The following is a 17,030-nucleotide window of genomic DNA, read 5'->3' as shown; positions in this document are numbered from 1 at the left end:
TCAGAGACCGCGACGGCGAAGTTGGGAGGAAACCCATGGCTCGCTGGAAGTTGGGCATAGCGGCGGCGATGGTCGGCGTGATGGGTGCGGTCGCTGGATGCTCCGGGGATTCCGGATCGTCCGGGGAGAGCACGCTCGATGTCTGGTTCAACGACCCGGGCACCGAGCTACAGCCGGTAATCCAGAAGGTAATGACGGACTTCGAGACAGCGCATACGGGCGTCAAGATCAACCTGCGGTTCGTCGGCGGTGCCGACACGCATCAGCAGTACCTGACCGCGGTGGCCGGTGGCGCCCCGCCGTGCGTGGCCCAGCTGGGCAACACCTGGACGCCTGAGTTCTCCAGCATGGGCGCACTGGCCGAGGCCGACCTCAAGCTCGACGAGGCCAAGCAACGGTTTGTGGGGTCCATGGTGGACAGTGCGACCATGGACGGCAAGGTCTACGGCTACCCGTACAACGTCGGCAACCGCGCCTTCGTGTACCGCAAGGATCTGCTCGAGAAGAGCGGCGTGCAGGTGCCGAAGACGTGGGAAGAGGTCGCGACGGCCGCCAAGAAGCTCAACGAGGACAACAAGGGCGAGGGGATCGCCGGCTTCGGCATCATGGGCGGCGAGATCTGGCAGTACGTGCCGCTGGTGTGGAACTGGGGCGGTGACATCGCCGTCAAGGAGGGCGACTCCTACAAGGCGACGATGAACACGCCGGAGGCCAAGGCGGCCTTCGACTGGTACGCCAAGCTGCTGACGACCGACAAGCTGTCGCCGCCGGACGCGGCCAACTGGGTCGCCGCCGACGGCACCAAGGCCTTCGCGCTCGGCAAGGTGGCCATGGGCATCTACGCGAGCTTCCAGCTCAAGTCGATGCTCGCCCAGTCTCCGGACCTGAAGGAGAAGGTCGGCGTCGTCGAACTGCCGACGGGCCCGGGCGGCAACAACGACACATTCGCCGGTGGCAGCAACCTCGTGGTGTTCAACGACTGCAAGGACCAGGAGAACGCGCGGGCGCTGGTACGGCACATGGCCGAGCCGGCCAACGTCACCGGCTACACCCGGGGCATCGGCATGCTTCCCGCGTCGCTCGCCGGCATCCAGGAGGAACAGACGTCGGGCTCCTTCGCCGACCCGCTCTTCAAGCCGTTCGGGGACCAGGCCAAGCACACCCGCTATGTACCGGCGGACCCGAGCTGGGGCAAGGTCGAGGGTAGCGGCGCGCTCGTCAACGCGATGCAGGCGCTGATGGGTGGCAAGTCCGACCTCAACTCGACGATGGACAAGCTCAACACCGAAATCACCGAGGCGTTCGGCAAGTGACCGTTGAGGCGGCGTCCAGGCGCCGGTTGCAGCTCAAGATCATCCCGTGGCTGTTGATGGCCCCCACGATGGTGGGCATCGCGCTGGTCATCGGGTACCCCTTCGTGCGGACCATTTGGCTGTCGCTGCACGAGGGACGAGGGCTGCGTACCGGCGCCTGGGTCGGACTGGACAACTACGTCGAGATGGTTACCGACGGTCAGACCCAGGCCGCCTTCGTCCGCACGGTCGTCCTGACCGCGGTGACCGTCATCGGCTCGATGGTGGCTTCGCTGCTCATCGCGCTGGTACTCAACTCCGGCCTACCCGGAATGAAGCTGCTGACCATCCTCGTGGTGCTGCCCTGGGCGATGCCGCGAGTCTCCGCGGCGATCCTGTGGAAATGGGCCTTCGACTCGCAGTACGGCGTGGTGAACTGGCTACTCAGCTCACTCGGGCTGGGCATGTTCGACGGGTACGGCTGGTTCAACAACGGAACCTCCGCACTGTTCGTCGTCGCGGTGGCGATCATCTGGGCGAAGATCCCGTTCCTGACGATCGCGATGCTCGCCGCGCTGAAGTCGGTCCCGGGCGACATCGTCGAAGCCGCTCGGCTGGACGGGGCGTCGGCGTTCAAGGTGCTGCTGCGAATCAAGGTGCCGGTGATGCGACCGGTGATCGTCGTGCTCTTCGTGCTCGCGACGATCCAGGCGTTCCAAGCGTTCGACCACATCTATGTCATGACCGTTCCGCCCGGGGCCCGAACCACTCGACCGAGATCCTGTCGCTGCTCACGTACCTGGAGGCGTTCGCCTTCCTCGACGGCGGCATGGGATCGGCGCTGGCGATGCTGACCTTCGCGGTGCTCGCGGTCGTCACGGCCTTTTACGTACGGCTGCAACGGGAGGAGGCCGGATGAGCGAGCAAACCATGACGGCTGCCCGCACCGAAGTGAGGACGAGTGCTGTCGGGCGCCGCAACTATCCCGGCCGGCGTGCTCAGCTCGCGAAGCGGGCCGTGGGCCGGCTTCTCCTCAGCCTCGTAGCCATCGCGATCGGGCTGGTCAGCATCTTTCCCTTCTACTGGATGATCCTGACGTCGATCAAACCCGAGTCGGAGATCTTCACCGTCACGCCGCGGTTCTGGACGTTCGACCCGACGCTGTCCCGGTACACCACCCTGCTCAAGGGCGAGATCGGCCACCAGCTGCTGAACTCGGTGATCATCGCGGGCGGTGCCACGCTCTGCTCGGTGGTCCTCGGGATGATGGCCGCCTACGCGCTGTCCCGCTTCGCCATGCCGGCGAAGTCGGTCATCGCCGTGGCACTGCTCGTGGTGCAGATGCTGCCGGCGATCGTCGTCGTCATCCCGCTCTTCGCGGCGTACCGCACGACGGGACTGCTCAACACGTACACCGGCGTCATCATCGCGCACACCGCGCTCGCGCTCGCGCTGTCGGTGTGGCTCATCCGCGGCTTCCTCGCCGGGATCCCCAAGGAGCTGGACGAGGCGGCGCTTGTCGACGGCGCCAACCGCTTCCAGGCACTTGTCCACATCATCTTCCCGCTGGCGCTTCCCGGGGTGGCGGTGAGCGCCATCTTCGCGTTCATCACCTCGTGGAACGAGCTCCTGCTCGCCATGACGTTCCTACAGCAGGAGTCGATGAAGACCCTGCCCGGTGCCCTGCAACAGTTCACCAGCCAGAACGGCACCGACTGGGGCGGCACCATGACCGCGAGCACGATTTTCGCACTACCCGTGATGATCTTCTTCGTGCTCATCCGCCGCTACCTCGCCAGCGGCGCGGCGGTCGGGGCGGTCAAGGGATGAGCGTCGTACCCCCTCTTCCGCCGGCAACGGCGCCGGCCTCGCTGTCCACAATCGACGAGAGGAAGTCGAACTAGATGGATCCCATGAAGATCGCGGTCCTCGGTGCGGGAAACATCGCGATCCAGCCGAACGGCGTCCTGCCAAACCTGCACCACATCCCCGACAAGGCGGTCGTCACCGCGGTCGCCGACCCGGTCGAGGAGAAGGCGAAGGACGCCGCGGCGAGGTTCGGCATCCCCAAGGCGTTCACCAACCTGGACGACATGCTTGACTACGGTGACTTCGACGCGGTCGTCAACCTCACCCCGATCCCCGTGCACGGGGAGACCTCGCTGAAGATCCTCCAGGCGGGCAAGCACCTGACGACCGAAAAGCCCGTCGCGGTCACCATCGACGAGGCCGACGCGCTGGCCGAGGCGGCCGACGCCAAGGGGCTCACCGTGGTCTGCGCGCCGCCCAACATGCTGTACCCGACCCGGCGCGAGGCCCGCCGCCTGCTCGCCGCGAACACCATCGGCCAGGTGTGCTTCGTCCGGCACCGCAGCTCCGGCCCGGGTCCCGCCGCCGGCGCCTGGCCGACCGACCCGAGCTGGTTCTACCAGAAGGGCTCCGGCCCGATGTTCGACATCGGGGTGTACAGCATGCACGAGGTGCTCGGCATCCTGAACCGGCCGGCCAAGCGCGTGTTCGGGTTCTTCGGCATCACCGAGGCGACCCGGACCGTCCCGTCGGGCCCGGTGGCCGGGCTGACATTCCCGGTCACCGCCAACGACAACAACCTCGTCCTGCTCGACTTCGGCGACTCGGTCTTCTGCGTCATCGACGGCACGTACAACGTGTGGGCCGCCAAGTCGCCGCGGATGGAGATTTTCGGTCGGGAGGGGGTGCTCAACATGTGGCGCAACCTCAACGAGACCGAGGGTCAGCAGCTCGAGGTCTACCGGGTCGACAACGAGCGTGGCACCCGGGGTTGGTTCGATGTGGACATTCGCGACCTCCAGTTTGCCCAGCAGCACGTCAACAACCTCAAGCGCGCCCTCATCGTCGAGCACCTCGTCGACGTGGTCCGCGGCACCCGGCCGAACGAGCTGACCCTCGACATCGCCCGGCACGGCCTGGAAATCATGCTCGCCGCCGAGGAGACAAGCCTGACCGGCCAGGCCGTCGAGCTGAAGACGTCGTTCACCCCGGCCAAGTTCGACAAGGCCGTGCGGGACGGCGCGCTGATCCATGGCTGATCCGCGGCCGGTCCGGATCGGCGTGGCGGGGCTGACCAGCGACCACGTGTGGTCGCTGGTCGGCGCGCTGCGAGCGTTGCCCGCGGTCGAGGTCGTCGCCGTCGCAGAGCCCATCGAAGCTCTGCGACGGCGTGCCGTCGAGGCCGTGCCAGGCGTCGGCGAGCACCAGGACCCGGAGGCCATGATGGCCGCCGAGCGGCTGGACGCCATCCTGGTCTGCGCCGAGAACGCCGCCAAACCAAGCATCGCGGTCGCCGCCCTGGAGCGCGGCATCGCCGTCTACCAGGACAAGCCACTGGCCGCCACCGGCGAGCAGGCCGCCGTCATCGCCGACGCGGTCGGGCGTACCGGCGGCCTGCTGATGTGTGCCTTCCACACCGCGTTCGACCCGCTCTTCGACGAGGTGGGGCAGCTCGTCCGGGACGGCCTGATCGGCACTGTGCAGTTCGCGCGCGGCCTCGCCGGTCACGCCGGGCTCAAGGCGACGGGGGTTTCGGACGACTTCACCGCGTGGCTGACCGACCGGTCGCGCGGCGGCGGTGGCTCCTTTGTGGACCAGGCCGGCTACCTGCTGACGACCCTTGTCACCTACCTCGGCCCGGTCGGCCGGATCAGCGGCTTCGCCACGACGGTCAACCCGGAGATCCCGGCCGACATCGAAGACAACACCGCGGCGATCGTGCAGCACGAGGGCGGTGCGCTGGCCGCGATCGACACCCGCTGGGGGCAGGTCGGCCCAACCCCGCTGCGGTACTCGTTCCACGGCACGACCGGGACGCTGAGCGTTTTCTACGACCGGTACGAGCTGGTGACGACTAGCGCGCGCGGGCCGGAAGGTTGGGAGCCCACCGCCGCGCCGCCGGGCCTGACCGGATGGCGGGCCGTGGTGACTCCGCGGACCAGCTACGACGCCGAGGCCGCACACTTCGTCGCCGCACTGCGCGACGGGGCGCCGCTGCGGGCGGCGGTGACCGCGCCGACGGCACTGCACGTACAGCAGGTGATCGACGCCTACTACGAGTCGGTCACGACCGGCCGGGCCGTCACCGTGCCGGCCTGACTTTCGCCTCCGGCGGGGAATGGCGGCTCCGGGGAGGGGGACGTCGCCCTTCGACCCATGAGAGCTGATCGGGTCGAAGGGCGACGGGGCGGCGCTGAGGGCGTCAGCGGCAGTCCGCCGCGAACGTGAAGTTGTTCGTGACGACGCGCTGGCCGCGGTCCTTCAGCGCGTGGTCGGCGTCGATCTCGAAGACGTTGAGCAACGGGTTGGTGTTGAGGTCGAACTGAAGCCGCTGGATATCCGTCTTCCAGGAGAAGTTTCCGTAGCGGCCGTCGGCCACCCGGACGGCGCGCACGTTGTCGACGTACTCCCGTCCGGTCGGGGTCGCCATCGTGAACGTGCGGCTGAGCTTGGAGCCATCTGCCAGCGTCAGGTCGACGGTCGTGCCCGGGTCCTTGGACGGCAGGACGTAGTGCAGGCCCCTGGTACGAGCGCGAAGCTGCCCCTGCTCGACCGTCAGCACGGCGTTCATGAACAGCGTCTCGTCCCCGGCGCCCGGGGAGACCATGTCGTAGGCGCCGCCGGACATACGGACGTGCAACTCAGCACCGTCGATCTCCACCCGGACCCTTTCGATGACGTGCTTTTCCGGCTCGAGGATCGGGTAGAGCAGCGGGGTGACCGAGCCCCAGAACTCACCCTCCATCGGGCCGCACCCGGTGTCGGGCGAGATCCCGGAAGCGTGCCTGTCGTCGGCAGGGTCGTCGTAGTCGATCGCGATCGTGATCCCGCTGGAGCGGTGCGTGGCGAGGATCGAGTTTCCAACGGGGTCGAACTTCGTCAGCTGCCACTGCGACTTGGCCTGCCGGGAGTACGTCACCCGCGCGGGAGCGGCATCGACGACGATCGGCTCAGGCACCGCCGCGGAGGGCGAGAGCTTACGGTCCTGCGGACCGGCCACCGCGGGAGCCACGGCAGCCATGGCGCCAAGGGTGGAGAGCGTGACAAGCGTGGAGAGCGTAATCAGTCTTGCGCGGAGGTTCATGAGGCACAAGCTAGAGCGGTAGAGCGAACAGTGGACGGTTCGGAAATGACCTTTCGATTGCCAAGATCCACACCTGGTCAGAACGACAACGTGGCTGGCCACAGCCCTGCCAGCCGCAGGTTGGGGTTGGATTGTGAACCGCGGCGGGTGAGGCCGCGGGAGCAACGGTCCGGACCACCGCGGACATCGCGGTAGCTCAAATCTCCATTGTTCGATCGCGGAGCGCCGGCGGCGCTTGGCCGGCAGGGCCGCGGTCGGGCGAGTACCCTCGGGGGTGTTCTCGGCTCAAGGCCCGTCTCTGCGTGAGCTGTGCGTCCAGGCGTTGTCCTCGGTCGAGCGAGGTTACGACCTCCTGGCTCCGAAGTTCGACTACACGCCCTTTCGCACCCCGGAGACCATTCTCGGCGCGACCGCCGACGCGCTGTCCGGATTCGGGCCGTTCAGCCAAGGGCTGGACGTGTGCTGCGGTACCGGCGCGGGCATGCGGGTCCTCACGCGCCTGTGCCAGGGACGGATCACGGGCGTCGACTTCAGCGCCGGCATGCTCGCGCAGGCGCGGGGCGCGCACCCGGATGCCACATGGGTGCGGGCGGACGCCCGGGCCCTGCCTTTCGCCGACGGCTTCGACCTCGCGGTCACCTTCGGGGCGCTCGGCCACTTCCTGCCCGCCGAGCGGCCCGCGCTTTTCGACGGGGTGTACCGCGCGCTGCGTCCCGGCGGGCTCTTCACCTTCCCGATCGGCGCGCCGCTGTCCGTCACCTCGGTCGGGTACTGGGCCACGCTCGGATTCGACGTGGCCATGCGGGTCCGCAACGCGGTGTGGCGCCCGCCGTTCGTCATGTACTACCGCACCACCCGCTGCCCGCGCTCCGCGACGACCTGACAGCGGCCGGATTCACCGTGACGACCGTCGCCGTGACCGGCCTGGGCCGGCACCGGGACGGCAGCCCACGGTGCCGGCTCATCCTCGCGCGCAAGCCGGCGGACCGTCACTGACGCCCGCTCGTCGCGCGGCGGTCAGCTCTTCAGGAAGTCGAGCAGGTCGTTGTTGATCTGGTCCTGAATGGTGGCGGTCATCCCGTGCGGCGCCCCTGGGTAGTAGATCTCCTGGGCCCCGCGACCATCTGCGCCGTCTTGTGCGCGGAGTCCTTGACCGGGACGATCTGGTCGTCCTCCCCATGCATCACCAGCGTGGGGATGTCGAACTTCGCCAGGTCGTCCCGAAAATCGGTCTCGGAGAAGGCTTTGATGCTGTCGTACGCGTTCTTCTCCCCGGACTGCATGCTCCAGAGCCAGAACTGGTCCAGGATGCCCTTGGAAACCTTGGCCCCGGGCCGGTTCGCCCCGTAGAACATCTGCGCCAGATCCTGGTAGAACTGCGACCGGTCGGCGAACAGTTGCGCCCGCATCTGGTCGAAGACCTGCATCGGCAGCCCTTCCGGGTTGTCCGGCGACTGGAGCATGATCGGCGGCACGGCGGACATCAGCACCGCCTTGGCCACCCGACCGGTCCCGTAGCGCCCGATGTAGCGGGCCACCTCACCACCACCGGTCGAGTGCCCGACCAGGGTGACGTTGTTGAGGTCGAGTGCCTCGATCAGCGCCGCCAGGTCGGCCGCGTACCCGTTCATGTCGTTGCCATCAGACGACTGACCCGAGCGGCCGTGCCCCCGCCGGTCGTGGGCCACGACGCGAAACCCGCTCTGCGCCAGAAACAGCAACTGACCGTCCCACGCGTCCGCGTTCAACGGCCACCCATGCGAAAACGTGACGGCCGGACCAGAACCCCAGTCCTTGTAGTAAATGTCGGTGCCGTCCTTCGTGGTGATGAAAGCCATAGCTACCCCCGTTTCTCGCCGCCCGGGCGGGCTCTCACGCAGCCCGGTGCCAGTTCGTCCTGCTCGATCATGGTGTGGTTCCCCTCGTCTCGGCCGGACGAAACACAAGCCAAAGCCAGCCGTGCCCGGTCACCCGCCGAAGAACAGCCGCACCTCCTTCATCAGGAGTCGCAGCGCTGTCAGAGACTGATAGAGATTTGAGCTACCGCGGCGTCCGCCGTGGTCCAGACCGCTGCTCCCGCGGCCTCACCCTCCGCGATTCACAATCCAACCCCGCCGGGGCGGTCGCGCTCATTGCCGCGGTCGCGGGCCTGCCCGCGCCGCCGGCCGCCGGTGAGGTTGTGTGTCGCGGAGGGTGAGGCCGCGGGAGCAACGGCCCGGACCACAACGGACGTCGCGGTAGCTCACATCTCGAACCTCCGTCCACAATGGTGTCCGCTGACTCATTGCCTGATGGAGAGGCGAAATCTTGACCAGTGGTTCTCTCGATCGCTGCGTGCTTCGCTCCCGGCACGTCGATCGGGGTGAAGGTCGTGGGTGGCCGGCACCGTCGGAGGGGTGGGTGCTCTGGTCGTCCGTGTCGAAAAATTGCCCCTCCAGAGCCTGTTGCAAAATTGCCCGACTACAGCGTGTGCGTAGAAAAACACGGCTGTGTCCGCCGCTGGCCGCCGAACGGCGGCCAGTGAGGGTCAACGCGACCCTCACTTCATGCGAATCTGGCGATTTTGCGACAGCCTCTCCAGGGGCAATTTCTCACCACGGACGCTGGGGGACGGCCGTAGGCCATGATCGGCGTATGTGTCGAGGGTCGCTGTCGCGGCGGGCGCGCTTCCCGTAGGGAAGCGGAGCAAACTCGCGTGGGCGACTCGAGCGGGTGGTTATGCGAGGGCGCTACCGCCCTCGATCTCGACCGTGGCTACCCGAAGGGCGAGAGGGCGACGCCGTCCGTGCGGTCGGCGCCGGAGAGCACGTCCTTCAGGCGCCAGCCTGGCGGCGTCGCGCAGTGGGCGGTCACCTCGTCGGGGCTGAGGTTGACCAGCCAGATGTAGCGGCGGCCGGAGGTGTGTACGAGTCCGTCCACATAGACCCGTGGGTCGTCCACACTGACCTCCGGGGACACGCCTGCCTCGGCCGCCAGGGCGCGGTACAGGCGGTGGACCTGGTCGTCGCGGTGGGCATGCGGGCGTGCGGAGCCGAAGTACTCGACCGCATACGTGGACAGGTACACGGCGCCGGTGCCCACGCGGCGGCGCACGAGTGCGGGGCGGCCTCGGTTGTCCCGCGCCAGCACCTCGCCGTCGGTCGCGGCCGCTTCGTCCAGCGGGAGCATGCCGCGGGCCTGGTCGGTGCCGGCGAACGGGAACTCCAGCCGCGTGCCGGCGGGCAGGTCACCCAGCGGGCGCTCGAACTGCCAGGTCACGACGTCGTCGACCGGTTCGAGCAGGCCGTACCTGAGCGTGTGCGGCATCCCTGCCACCGCCTCCACGTCCGGCCACCAGGCGCCGCGGTGTGCGCCACTGGCGCCGACGAACCAGGAGAGGTACACGTGGCTGCCGGCCGCCGCCCAGTCGAGGAGCCGGTTGAACGCGGGGGCGGTGAGCAGCTTGTTGGACGGCACCAGCACAAGGCTGGACCGCTCCGGGTCGTCCAGCTCGCGGAGGATCGCCGGGGCGAGGTCGGCGACCTTCGCGGCGACGTACGCGTGTGCGGTGATCGCCGGGATCACCTCGCGGTCGCCGGCCGGCACCCTCGGGTGCTGATCCATGTAGGACGGAAGCAGGATCGCGGTGGAGGTGGGTGGCCGGGTGCACCCAGGGAGGTCGACGGCGTCCAGCACGCGCCGGAAGTCGGCCAGCTCGCGCAGCGCGGCCTTCGGCGTGCCGTCCGGTCGGGTCAGGCCGAAGCCCAGCTCGAACGGGTGGTGCCGGTACGGGTCGACGGTGGGCAGGTCGAAGTCGGTGTTGTTCCAGGCGATCCAGCCGGTGGCACCGGCGAGCAGGGAGTTGTGCAGCGACTGGCGGTAGAGGTGCCCGGCGTTGGGATCTGACGACAGCACGTTGGGCACGCCGAACTCCTCCAGGAGTACCGGCTTGTCGAAATGCGACAGTTCACATGCGACGGCGGCGGCGAAGTGGATGCGGACCTGGTCGTCGCCCATCGGGTAGCTGTGCGGGCCGACGAAGTCGACGATGTCGTGCTGGCGCCGCAGCCGGAAGCCGTTGTCCCGGGCGGTCAGCTCCATCGTCCAGGCACCGTCGCCGAGCGAGACCGGGAGGGTGGAGCCGCCGGCCCGTACGGCGTTGACGCACACCAGCCCCAGGCCCGTACGTAGTCCGGATCGGACGGCCCGGCGTAGTTGGTGAACTCGTTGGAGATGAGCCACCCGGCGACGGCCGGGGAGTCGACGGTGCGCCGCACCATCTCCCGGATGAACCAGGCCTGCTGCCCGAGCATGAACCCGTCCCGGTAGAGGTCGCGCCCGCCCCGCCACGGCACGTCCCAGTCTTCGCCGGACATGTGCCCGACCAGGAACGTCGGCACGGTCGCCACGCCCAACTCCTCGCTGGCGCGCAGGAAGTCCCGCCACCGCGCGACGAACTCCTCGTCGATGGTGTCCGGCGCCGGCTGGAAGTCAGGCCAGAAGAAGAACGACCGGGTCAGCGTCACCCCGTGGTCGCGCAGTATCCGCAGCTCCTCCCGGACGACCGCGCCGTCGTAGGTGCGCCACATAAACGGCCCCCCGGTGCGGGACCAGTAGTTGGCGCCCAGCCACACGTCGCCGTCGAGGCGCAGGGCCGGGCGGGCGACGGTCGCGTCAGCGGTCATCGCGGATCAGCCATCCTTCCAGGCCGCCGTCGAGGTCGGCTTCTGTCGCGGTGAGCACACACCGCTGCCCGTCCCAGTGCCAGCCGGTGTCCGGCTCGACCCGGGCGGGCGCGGTGGCTCGGGGAGGGCGAGGTGCCCGCGTCGACCGGGATCACGGCGACGGTACCGCTGTGCAGGTCCGCGTCGCCCTGGGCGATGACCGCCCACCGTCCACTGTGGTCGTATCCGTTGGCCCCGCCGCTCTCGTCGCGCAGGCACAGGGCGGTGAGGCGGTCGTCTTCGAGGCGGCCCAGGAGCGTACCCGCGGCGGGGTGTCGAGGGAGCCGAGGTCCGAGTCCAGCCACAGTGGACGCCACTGGACCGTACGGCGGCACCAGCGGTTGAGCGCCCGGCGCACGGCCAGCCGCCGGGGCGTCGCCTCGTCGCTGGCGGCGAGCAGCGGCAGCACCGCGCCGGCCTGGCCGAGCACCGCGGAGTCGAGCAGGATCTCCACGTCGTCGGACCAGAAGTAGCCGCTGGAGCCGTTGACGGCGCGACCCGTACCGGCGGCCAGCGCGGCCCAGACGCTCCAGTGGCGGTGCCCCTCCGCCTCGGGCCGGCCGTGGTCGCCCATGTCGTCCATGGCCAGGATGTCGGCGTGCGCGAGGTGCAGCGGGTGGATGCCGTACAGCAGGATCGCGATGTCCGGCTTCGCCTCCCGGGCCGCTTCGCTCACGATGCGGTACAGCTCGTGGCCGAGCCGCTCGCCGCGCAGCGCCGGGTCGGTGGGGCGGCCACGTCCGGTCCGGGCAGCCCGTACCCGAAGTCGAGCTTGAGGATCGCCGGGTCGTACGCCTGAACGAGCTCCCGAGTCCGCTGGACCAGAAACGCGCGGGTACGGGCCGAGCTTGGGTCGAGGCACCAATGCTGGGCCGGGTCGCGCGGATCGAGCGCCCAGTTGGCCCGGCGGGGGCGGCCGTCGGCGCCGCGGAGCAGGTCTTCGTCGGTGAGGCCGACCGCGGCCGGGTCGTCGATCCAGCCGACCGACTGCCAGAAGCCCAGCCGCAGCCCGAGCTTGCGGGCGTACGCGAGGTCGGCGTCGAAGTCCGGGAACCGCCCGGTGTGCGGCTTGCCGCTGGAGACCATGCTCTCCCAGTGGTCGTCCAGCACCAGCACGTCGGCGGCGAGGTCGGCGGCCGCGTCGGCGACCTCGGGCAGCCGGAAGTGGCCGTTGCGGAAGTCGCCCCAGGTGTTCCAGACGCTCGCCGCGGCGCGGTCCGCTGTGGACGGCCGTACCTCGAAGGAGGCGAAGTAGGCGGCGTACGCGTCCCAGGCGGTGCCGGCCCAGGTGAGGCGGAGCGGGTCGGTCCAGCGCCGGCGCGGCCCGGGCGCACCCCACAGGTCCTCCCGGTACCGCCAGCGCAGCGCCGCCGACGTCGACCGCACGTCGAAGGTCATCGCCGCGTCCGGTACCTCGCCGGCGCCGGCGACCACCCAGCCTCGGTCGTCGCCGAGCGCCGCGGCCCAGAGCGGGCGGGGGAACGCGGCCGCGTACGGGGAGCCCATCGCCGGCCCGAACATGCCGAGCGGCAGCCGGGCGTGCCCGAGGTCCCAGCGGCGGAAGAAGCTCTGCGCGGGTGCGGGGCGGCCGCTCGGCACGCAGAATCCGGCCGCCCGCCAGTCCGGCCAGAACGGCAGCGACAGGTCCGGCGCGGCGTCCCGCTCGCCCTCGCTGAGCGGGCGTACGCCGAAGAACATGTCCACGATGGACGTCTGCGGGTCGTCGAACTCGACCTCCAGCTCGGCCAGGTCGAGCCGGGTCTCGCTCACCCGCCACACGGCCCGCCCGCTGCCGAAGCCGCCGAGGTCGAGCTCCACCGAGTCACCGTCCGTCCGGGTGCCGGTCACCGTGACGAGCCGCGGCTCGCCGCCACCGGTGGTCACCCAGAAGGCCGGGTAGAGCGTCCCTTCCCACACGGGTGCCGGGTCGCCCTCCGGGGTTAGCGCGGCGTGTCCACTATGGATGTCCAGGGTCAGGTGCAACGTCATTCGCGCCATCCTTCGGCGTCGAGCCGCCAGCCCCGTCGGCGGCGATGGTCTGTCCGGTGATGGCCCGGCTGTCCGGGCCGACGAGAAACGCGATGAGCCCACCGATGTCGCCGGGATCGATTGGGCCGCCGGTGAGCGGCTGCTTCGCGGTGACGTACGCGAGCAGGGCCGGGTCGTCGCTGACCCGCTGGGCGAACGGGGTGCGCACCACGCCGGGCGCCACGCAGTTGGCCCGCACGCCGGCCGGCCGCCCGTACGCGGCGAGCGCCTTGGTGAAGGACAGGAGCCCGCCCTTCGCCGTGATGTACGCGTGGCTGCGGAACGGGCCGCCACCGCCGGTCAGCCCGAGCACGCTGGAGACCGTGACCACGGCGGCGCCGCCCGCGGCGGCCAGGTGCGGCCAGGCGGCGCCGACGGTGAGGAACGCGCCGCGCAGGTTGACACCGACGACCGCGTCGAACGCCGCCGCGCTCACGGTGTCGACCGGGCCGTCGCCCAGCGCGCTGCCGGAGACGCCGGCGGCGCAGACCAGCGCCTGGATGCCCCGCCCCTCGGCGGCGGCGTCCGCGATCGCGTCGGCGAGCCCAGCGGCGTCGGTCACGTCGGCGACCGCCGAGCGCGCCCGGCCGTCGGCGCTGGGCCGCAGGTCGAGGCTTGTGACGGCCCAACCGGCGTCGAGCAGCGCGGCGCAGGTGGCCGCGCCGATCCCGGACGCGCCCCCGGTGACGACGGCATGTGACGGCATCTCAACGCTCCACAGTGGCCTGGTAGACGCGGTCGAGCCGGGCTCGGCGAGCCGTAGCCGCCTCGGCCCCGTCCGGGGACGGCTCGTAGCGGCGCCTGATCTGGACATGCGCCGCGGCAAGGGCGGCAGCCTCCGCGTCCGACTCGGCGGCGGCCAGGAAGGCGTCGCCGAGCGGGGCACCGTCCGGCCCGCAGAGCGCGACCGGCAGCCCGGTGGCGTCGGCGACCGCCTGGCACCACAGCGGCGAGCGGGTCGGCCCGCCGACCGCGGCCAGCTCGTCCGGCTCGGCGCCGGCGTCCCGGGCCGCCGCGAGGTTGTCGCTGATCGCCGCCGCCGTGCCCTCGACGACCGCGCGGGCCAGCGCACCCGGCGAGCTGGCCAGCGACAGGCCGGTGAACGCGCCGCGCGCGGCCGGGTCGTCGACCGGGTGCAGCGAGCCGGCCAGATGCGGCAGGAAGTCGACGCCGTCCGCGCCCGGCGGTGCGGCGGCGGCCAGGTCGAGCAACTCCTGCGGGGTGCGATCGAGCAGGTCACCGAGCCAGGCGAGCGCCGCGCCGACCGTGGCCGTCGATCCGGAGAGCAGGTCGAGCCCGTCCAGCACGTGCGGGAAGCGGAGCAGAGCGGTGGACCCGCCCAGATCGCGACGTAGGGCGACGCCGAGGACGGCGGCGGTACCCATGCTGAGGAAGCCCCGCGCGGACCCGGTGACGCCGGCGGCGAGCGCGGCGCTCGACGTGTCCTCGCCGCCCGCGACCACCGCGCACCGGCTGCGCAGGCCGAGGTCGGCGGCGGCCGCCGGGGTGAGCGGGCCGAGCGCGCTGGTGCCGGCGGCGAGCGCGGGCAGCCGGTCCGGCGCCAGATCGAGCGCCTCCAGCGCGGCCGGGGACCAGCGGCGGCCGGCCAGGTCGTACAGGTCGGAGATGCCGGCGTCGCTGTGGCTCTGCCATGACTGACCGGTCAGTCGGCGCAGGACGAAGCCGCTGGCCGACGTGTAGGTCGCGGCCGTGGCGCTCTCCGGCTCGTGCCGGCGCAGCCAGGAGATCTTCGCGCCCGCGTTCCAGGCGCCGACCGCCGCGCCGTGCGCCCGGCGGATGTCCGCACCCAGAGGGCTCTGCGCGAGCGCGGCCGCCTCGGCTTCGGCACGCTGATCGAGGTGGATGATGGCCGGCCGCAGCGGCTTTCCGGCCTCGTCGAGCGCGACGAGCGCGGCGCCCTGCCCGCTCACGGCGAGCGCGGTGACCGCGTCACCGGGTACGCCGGCGACGGCGAGGGCGGTACGGACGGCGAGGCGCACCGATCCGTACCAGTCCTCGGGGTCCTGCTCGGCGTGGCCGGGGTGGGGCGTGTCCACCGGGTGGGCGCCGGCGCCGGTGCCGAGCACGCCCGCCTCGGGGTCGAAGAGGACGGCCTTGGTGGAGCTCGTGCCGACGTCTACGCCGAGGACCGGGCCAGCGCGCATGGTCAGACCCCGGCCGGGCGGTACGGCGGCGGAACTCGGCGTAGTACTCGGCGAGGTTGCGCCGGGCGGTCTCTTGGTCGGCGAAGTGCGGGCTGCCCAGCACCAGCGGCTTGACCCCGCGTGCGACGAGCCCTTCGGCGAGCAGGTGGTTGATGCTGTGGACGATCGTCACGGTGGCCAATGTGGACGTGGGGGAGACCGGGAAGTCGGCTCCCTCCACGTGGATGGCCGCGTCGCCGGCCGGCGTGCAGTTGTCGACGACGATGTCGGCGACCTCGTAGAGGTGCTTGCCGCTGGGGTGCCGCGAGTCCACAGAGGAGGAGTGCGCGACGCTGGTGATGGCGGCGATCGTCAGGCCGCGCTTCTTCAGGCCGAGCGCCACCTCCACGGGCACGTTGTTGATGCCGGTGGAGGAGATGACCAGCGCGGCATCCCGCTCGGCGTCGAAGACGTAGTTGTCCAGCAGCACCTCGCCGAAGCCGTCGACCCGCTCCAGGAACAAGGACTGGGCGAGCCCCATCGTGCCGACCACGTTTGTGTAGTAGCTCAGCGACATCTCGACGATCGGGTGGTAGCCGACGATCGAGCCTATCCGCGGGAAGATCTCCTCCACGCCCATGCGGGAGTGGCCGGCGCCGAAGAGGTGCACGAGCCCGCCCTTGGCGATGCGGTCGGCGAAGAGGTCGGCCGCGGCCCGGATCGGCTCCTCCTGGGTCCGCTCGATCTTGTCGATGATCTCGCGGGCGATCTGCGGGTAGCGAAGAGTCACGAAGGCTCCAACCTGGTGAGTACGCGGCGTGGGTTGTCCACGAGCAACTGTCTGATGTGGTCGTCGGTCAGCCCGGCCTTCCGGAGCAGGGCGGGGAAGGTGGCGACGAGGTTGGCCAGGCCAGGGCCGCCGCCATACGCCCGCCAGTAGCCGCGACGGGCCAGGTCCTGCCCCAGCACGACCCCGTCCAGGCAGCCCTCGGCGGCGAGGCCGGCGGCCAGGTCGGCGACGTACGAGTCCGGGCGGCGGTCGTGCCGGCCGAGCCAGTCCAGGCAGACGGTGGCGCCGGTCCGGCAGACCTCGGCAAGCCCGGCCACGCCGGTGTGCCGGTCCATGTGTCCGAACACGACGGACGAGGGCGGCACACCGTACCCGTCCAGGATGGACAGCTGGAGCGCGGCGGAGCGCTCGTCGTCGGTGTGGGTGACCACCGGAAGGCCGGTGCGGCGCTGCGCCATGCCGACGGCGGCGGCCAGCTTGCGCTCGGTCGGCGTCGGCTCCGGCCCGCTGAACGCAAGCTTGATGGCACCCGGGCGGGCGGCGATCCGCTCGACGAACGGACCGCCGTAGCCGGAGACCTCCATCCCCTCGGTGTGCTCGGCCACCATGAGGTCGGCGATCCGCTCCGCGTCGTACGTCCGCACCCAGTGGTCGGCGGCGTAGTAGAGGTCGCGGTGGAAGCCGGTCGTGGCGACGACGGTGGCGCCGGTGCGCTCGGCGACCTCGACGAGCCCGCGCGCGTCGCGGCCCACGCCGAGCGGCATGCAGTCGACAAGCGCGGCGCCACCGGCGGCCTGGAAGTCGCCCACCTCGGCCACGGCCGCGTCGACCGAGTCGAGCCTGAAGTCGGGCTCCAGCACGATCGGCAGGCCGCCGCGGATCAGCAGGTGCTCGTGGCAGTCGGTCGGGCCGAGCGTGGCCGGGTCGATTTCGCCCAGCACGGTGACGATCGCGGGCATC

The 17,030-nt window shown here is 70.5% G+C and carries 15 protein-coding genes and 1 pseudogene; 6 read left to right on the top strand and 10 right to left on the bottom strand.

What is annotated here, in order from left to right; genetic code table 11:
- The first annotated feature begins 35 nt into the window (after window positions 1-35).
- The 5 genes from Pflav_RS13815 (at window position 36) to Pflav_RS13795 (ending at window position 5,420) form a co-directional block, all read left to right on the top strand.
- Entirely contained in the window at window positions 36-1,313 is a 1,278-nt protein-coding gene (locus Pflav_RS13815) for an extracellular solute-binding protein (RefSeq protein WP_173036528.1), read from the top strand.
- Complete coding sequence (locus Pflav_RS13810) at window positions 1,310-2,146, top strand: carbohydrate ABC transporter permease (RefSeq protein WP_173036527.1); 837 nt, start codon at window positions 1,310-1,312, stop codon at window positions 2,144-2,146. The genes Pflav_RS13815 and Pflav_RS13810 overlap by 4 nt, the downstream gene beginning before the upstream one ends.
- A 61-nt stretch (window positions 2,147-2,207) precedes the next feature.
- Window positions 2,208-3,122 (top strand): carbohydrate ABC transporter permease, encoded by a 915-nt coding sequence (locus Pflav_RS13805; RefSeq protein ID WP_173036526.1) that lies wholly within the window; start codon window positions 2,208-2,210, stop codon window positions 3,120-3,122.
- Between the two features lie 83 nt (window positions 3,123-3,205).
- Complete coding sequence (locus Pflav_RS13800; RefSeq protein ID WP_197938449.1) at window positions 3,206-4,360, top strand: Gfo/Idh/MocA family protein; 1,155 nt, start codon at window positions 3,206-3,208, stop codon at window positions 4,358-4,360.
- The gene (locus Pflav_RS13795; RefSeq protein WP_173036524.1) at window positions 4,353-5,420 is read left to right on the top strand and encodes a Gfo/Idh/MocA family protein; all 1,068 of its coding nucleotides are present in this window, start codon (window positions 4,353-4,355) and stop codon (window positions 5,418-5,420) included. Before Pflav_RS13800 ends, Pflav_RS13795 begins: the two co-directional genes overlap by 8 nt.
- 103 nt (window positions 5,421-5,523) lie before the next feature.
- Here the strand turns inward: Pflav_RS13795 and Pflav_RS13790 are convergent, their stop codons facing one another.
- Entirely contained in the window at window positions 5,524-6,405 is an 882-nt protein-coding gene (locus tag Pflav_RS13790; RefSeq protein ID WP_173036523.1) for a hypothetical protein, read from the bottom strand.
- 274 nt (window positions 6,406-6,679) lie between these two features.
- Between Pflav_RS13790 and Pflav_RS13785 the strand changes: the two genes are divergently transcribed.
- Entirely contained in the window at window positions 6,680-7,288 is a 609-nt protein-coding gene (locus Pflav_RS13785) for a class I SAM-dependent methyltransferase (protein ID WP_232071378.1), read from the top strand.
- 190 nt (window positions 7,289-7,478) lie between these two features.
- On the opposite strand, the gene Pflav_RS13780 is transcribed toward Pflav_RS13785, so the two are convergent.
- The 9 genes and pseudogenes from Pflav_RS13780 to Pflav_RS13750 all read right to left on the bottom strand — a co-directional run bounded on the left by Pflav_RS13780 (window position 7,479) and on the right by Pflav_RS13750 (window position 17,029).
- The gene (locus Pflav_RS13780; protein ID WP_232071376.1) at window positions 7,479-8,243 is read right to left on the bottom strand and encodes an alpha/beta fold hydrolase; all 765 of its coding nucleotides are present in this window, start codon (window positions 8,241-8,243) and stop codon (window positions 7,479-7,481) included.
- Between the two features lie 916 nt (window positions 8,244-9,159).
- Window positions 9,160-10,554, bottom strand: a complete 1,395-nt coding sequence (locus Pflav_RS13775) for a glycoside hydrolase 5 family protein (protein ID WP_197938447.1) — start codon at window positions 10,552-10,554, stop codon at window positions 9,160-9,162.
- Window positions 10,476-11,069: a glycoside hydrolase 5 family protein gene (locus Pflav_RS43555; RefSeq protein WP_197938445.1), complete on the bottom strand. Its 594-nt coding sequence runs from the start codon at window positions 11,067-11,069 to the stop codon at window positions 10,476-10,478. Before Pflav_RS43555 ends, Pflav_RS13775 begins: the two co-directional genes overlap by 79 nt.
- Before the next feature lie 151 nt (window positions 11,070-11,220).
- The gene (locus tag Pflav_RS13770) at window positions 11,221-11,784 is read right to left on the bottom strand and encodes a hypothetical protein (RefSeq protein ID WP_173036522.1); all 564 of its coding nucleotides are present in this window, start codon (window positions 11,782-11,784) and stop codon (window positions 11,221-11,223) included.
- Window positions 11,781-13,097, bottom strand: coding sequence for a hypothetical protein (locus Pflav_RS13765; RefSeq protein WP_173036521.1), 1,317 nt, complete (start codon window positions 13,095-13,097; stop codon window positions 11,781-11,783). The genes Pflav_RS13770 and Pflav_RS13765 overlap by 4 nt, the downstream gene beginning before the upstream one ends.
- Complete coding sequence (locus Pflav_RS13760) at window positions 13,066-13,842, bottom strand: SDR family NAD(P)-dependent oxidoreductase (RefSeq protein WP_173036520.1); 777 nt, start codon at window positions 13,840-13,842, stop codon at window positions 13,066-13,068. Before Pflav_RS13760 ends, Pflav_RS13765 begins: the two co-directional genes overlap by 32 nt.
- 1 nt (window position 13,843) lies before the next feature.
- Window positions 13,844-15,301, bottom strand: a complete 1,458-nt coding sequence (locus Pflav_RS13755) for a xylulokinase (RefSeq protein ID WP_173036519.1) — start codon at window positions 15,299-15,301, stop codon at window positions 13,844-13,846.
- Between the two features lie 34 nt (window positions 15,302-15,335).
- Window positions 15,336-16,070: pseudogene (locus Pflav_RS45460) on the bottom strand (sugar isomerase domain-containing protein); the annotation flags it as partial.
- A complete protein-coding gene (locus tag Pflav_RS13750; RefSeq protein WP_173036518.1) occupies window positions 16,067-17,029 on the bottom strand; it encodes a phosphotriesterase family protein in 963 nt (320 codons plus the stop codon). The gene Pflav_RS13750 and the pseudogene Pflav_RS45460, both read right to left, overlap by 4 nt.
- Between the last annotated feature and the right edge of the window lies 1 nt (window position 17,030).

This window comes from Phytohabitans flavus (genome assembly GCF_011764545.1).
In the GTDB taxonomy this organism is placed as follows: Bacteria; Actinomycetota; Actinomycetes; order Mycobacteriales; family Micromonosporaceae; genus Phytohabitans; species Phytohabitans flavus.
This window is presented reverse-complemented; position numbering and strand designations above follow the sequence as displayed.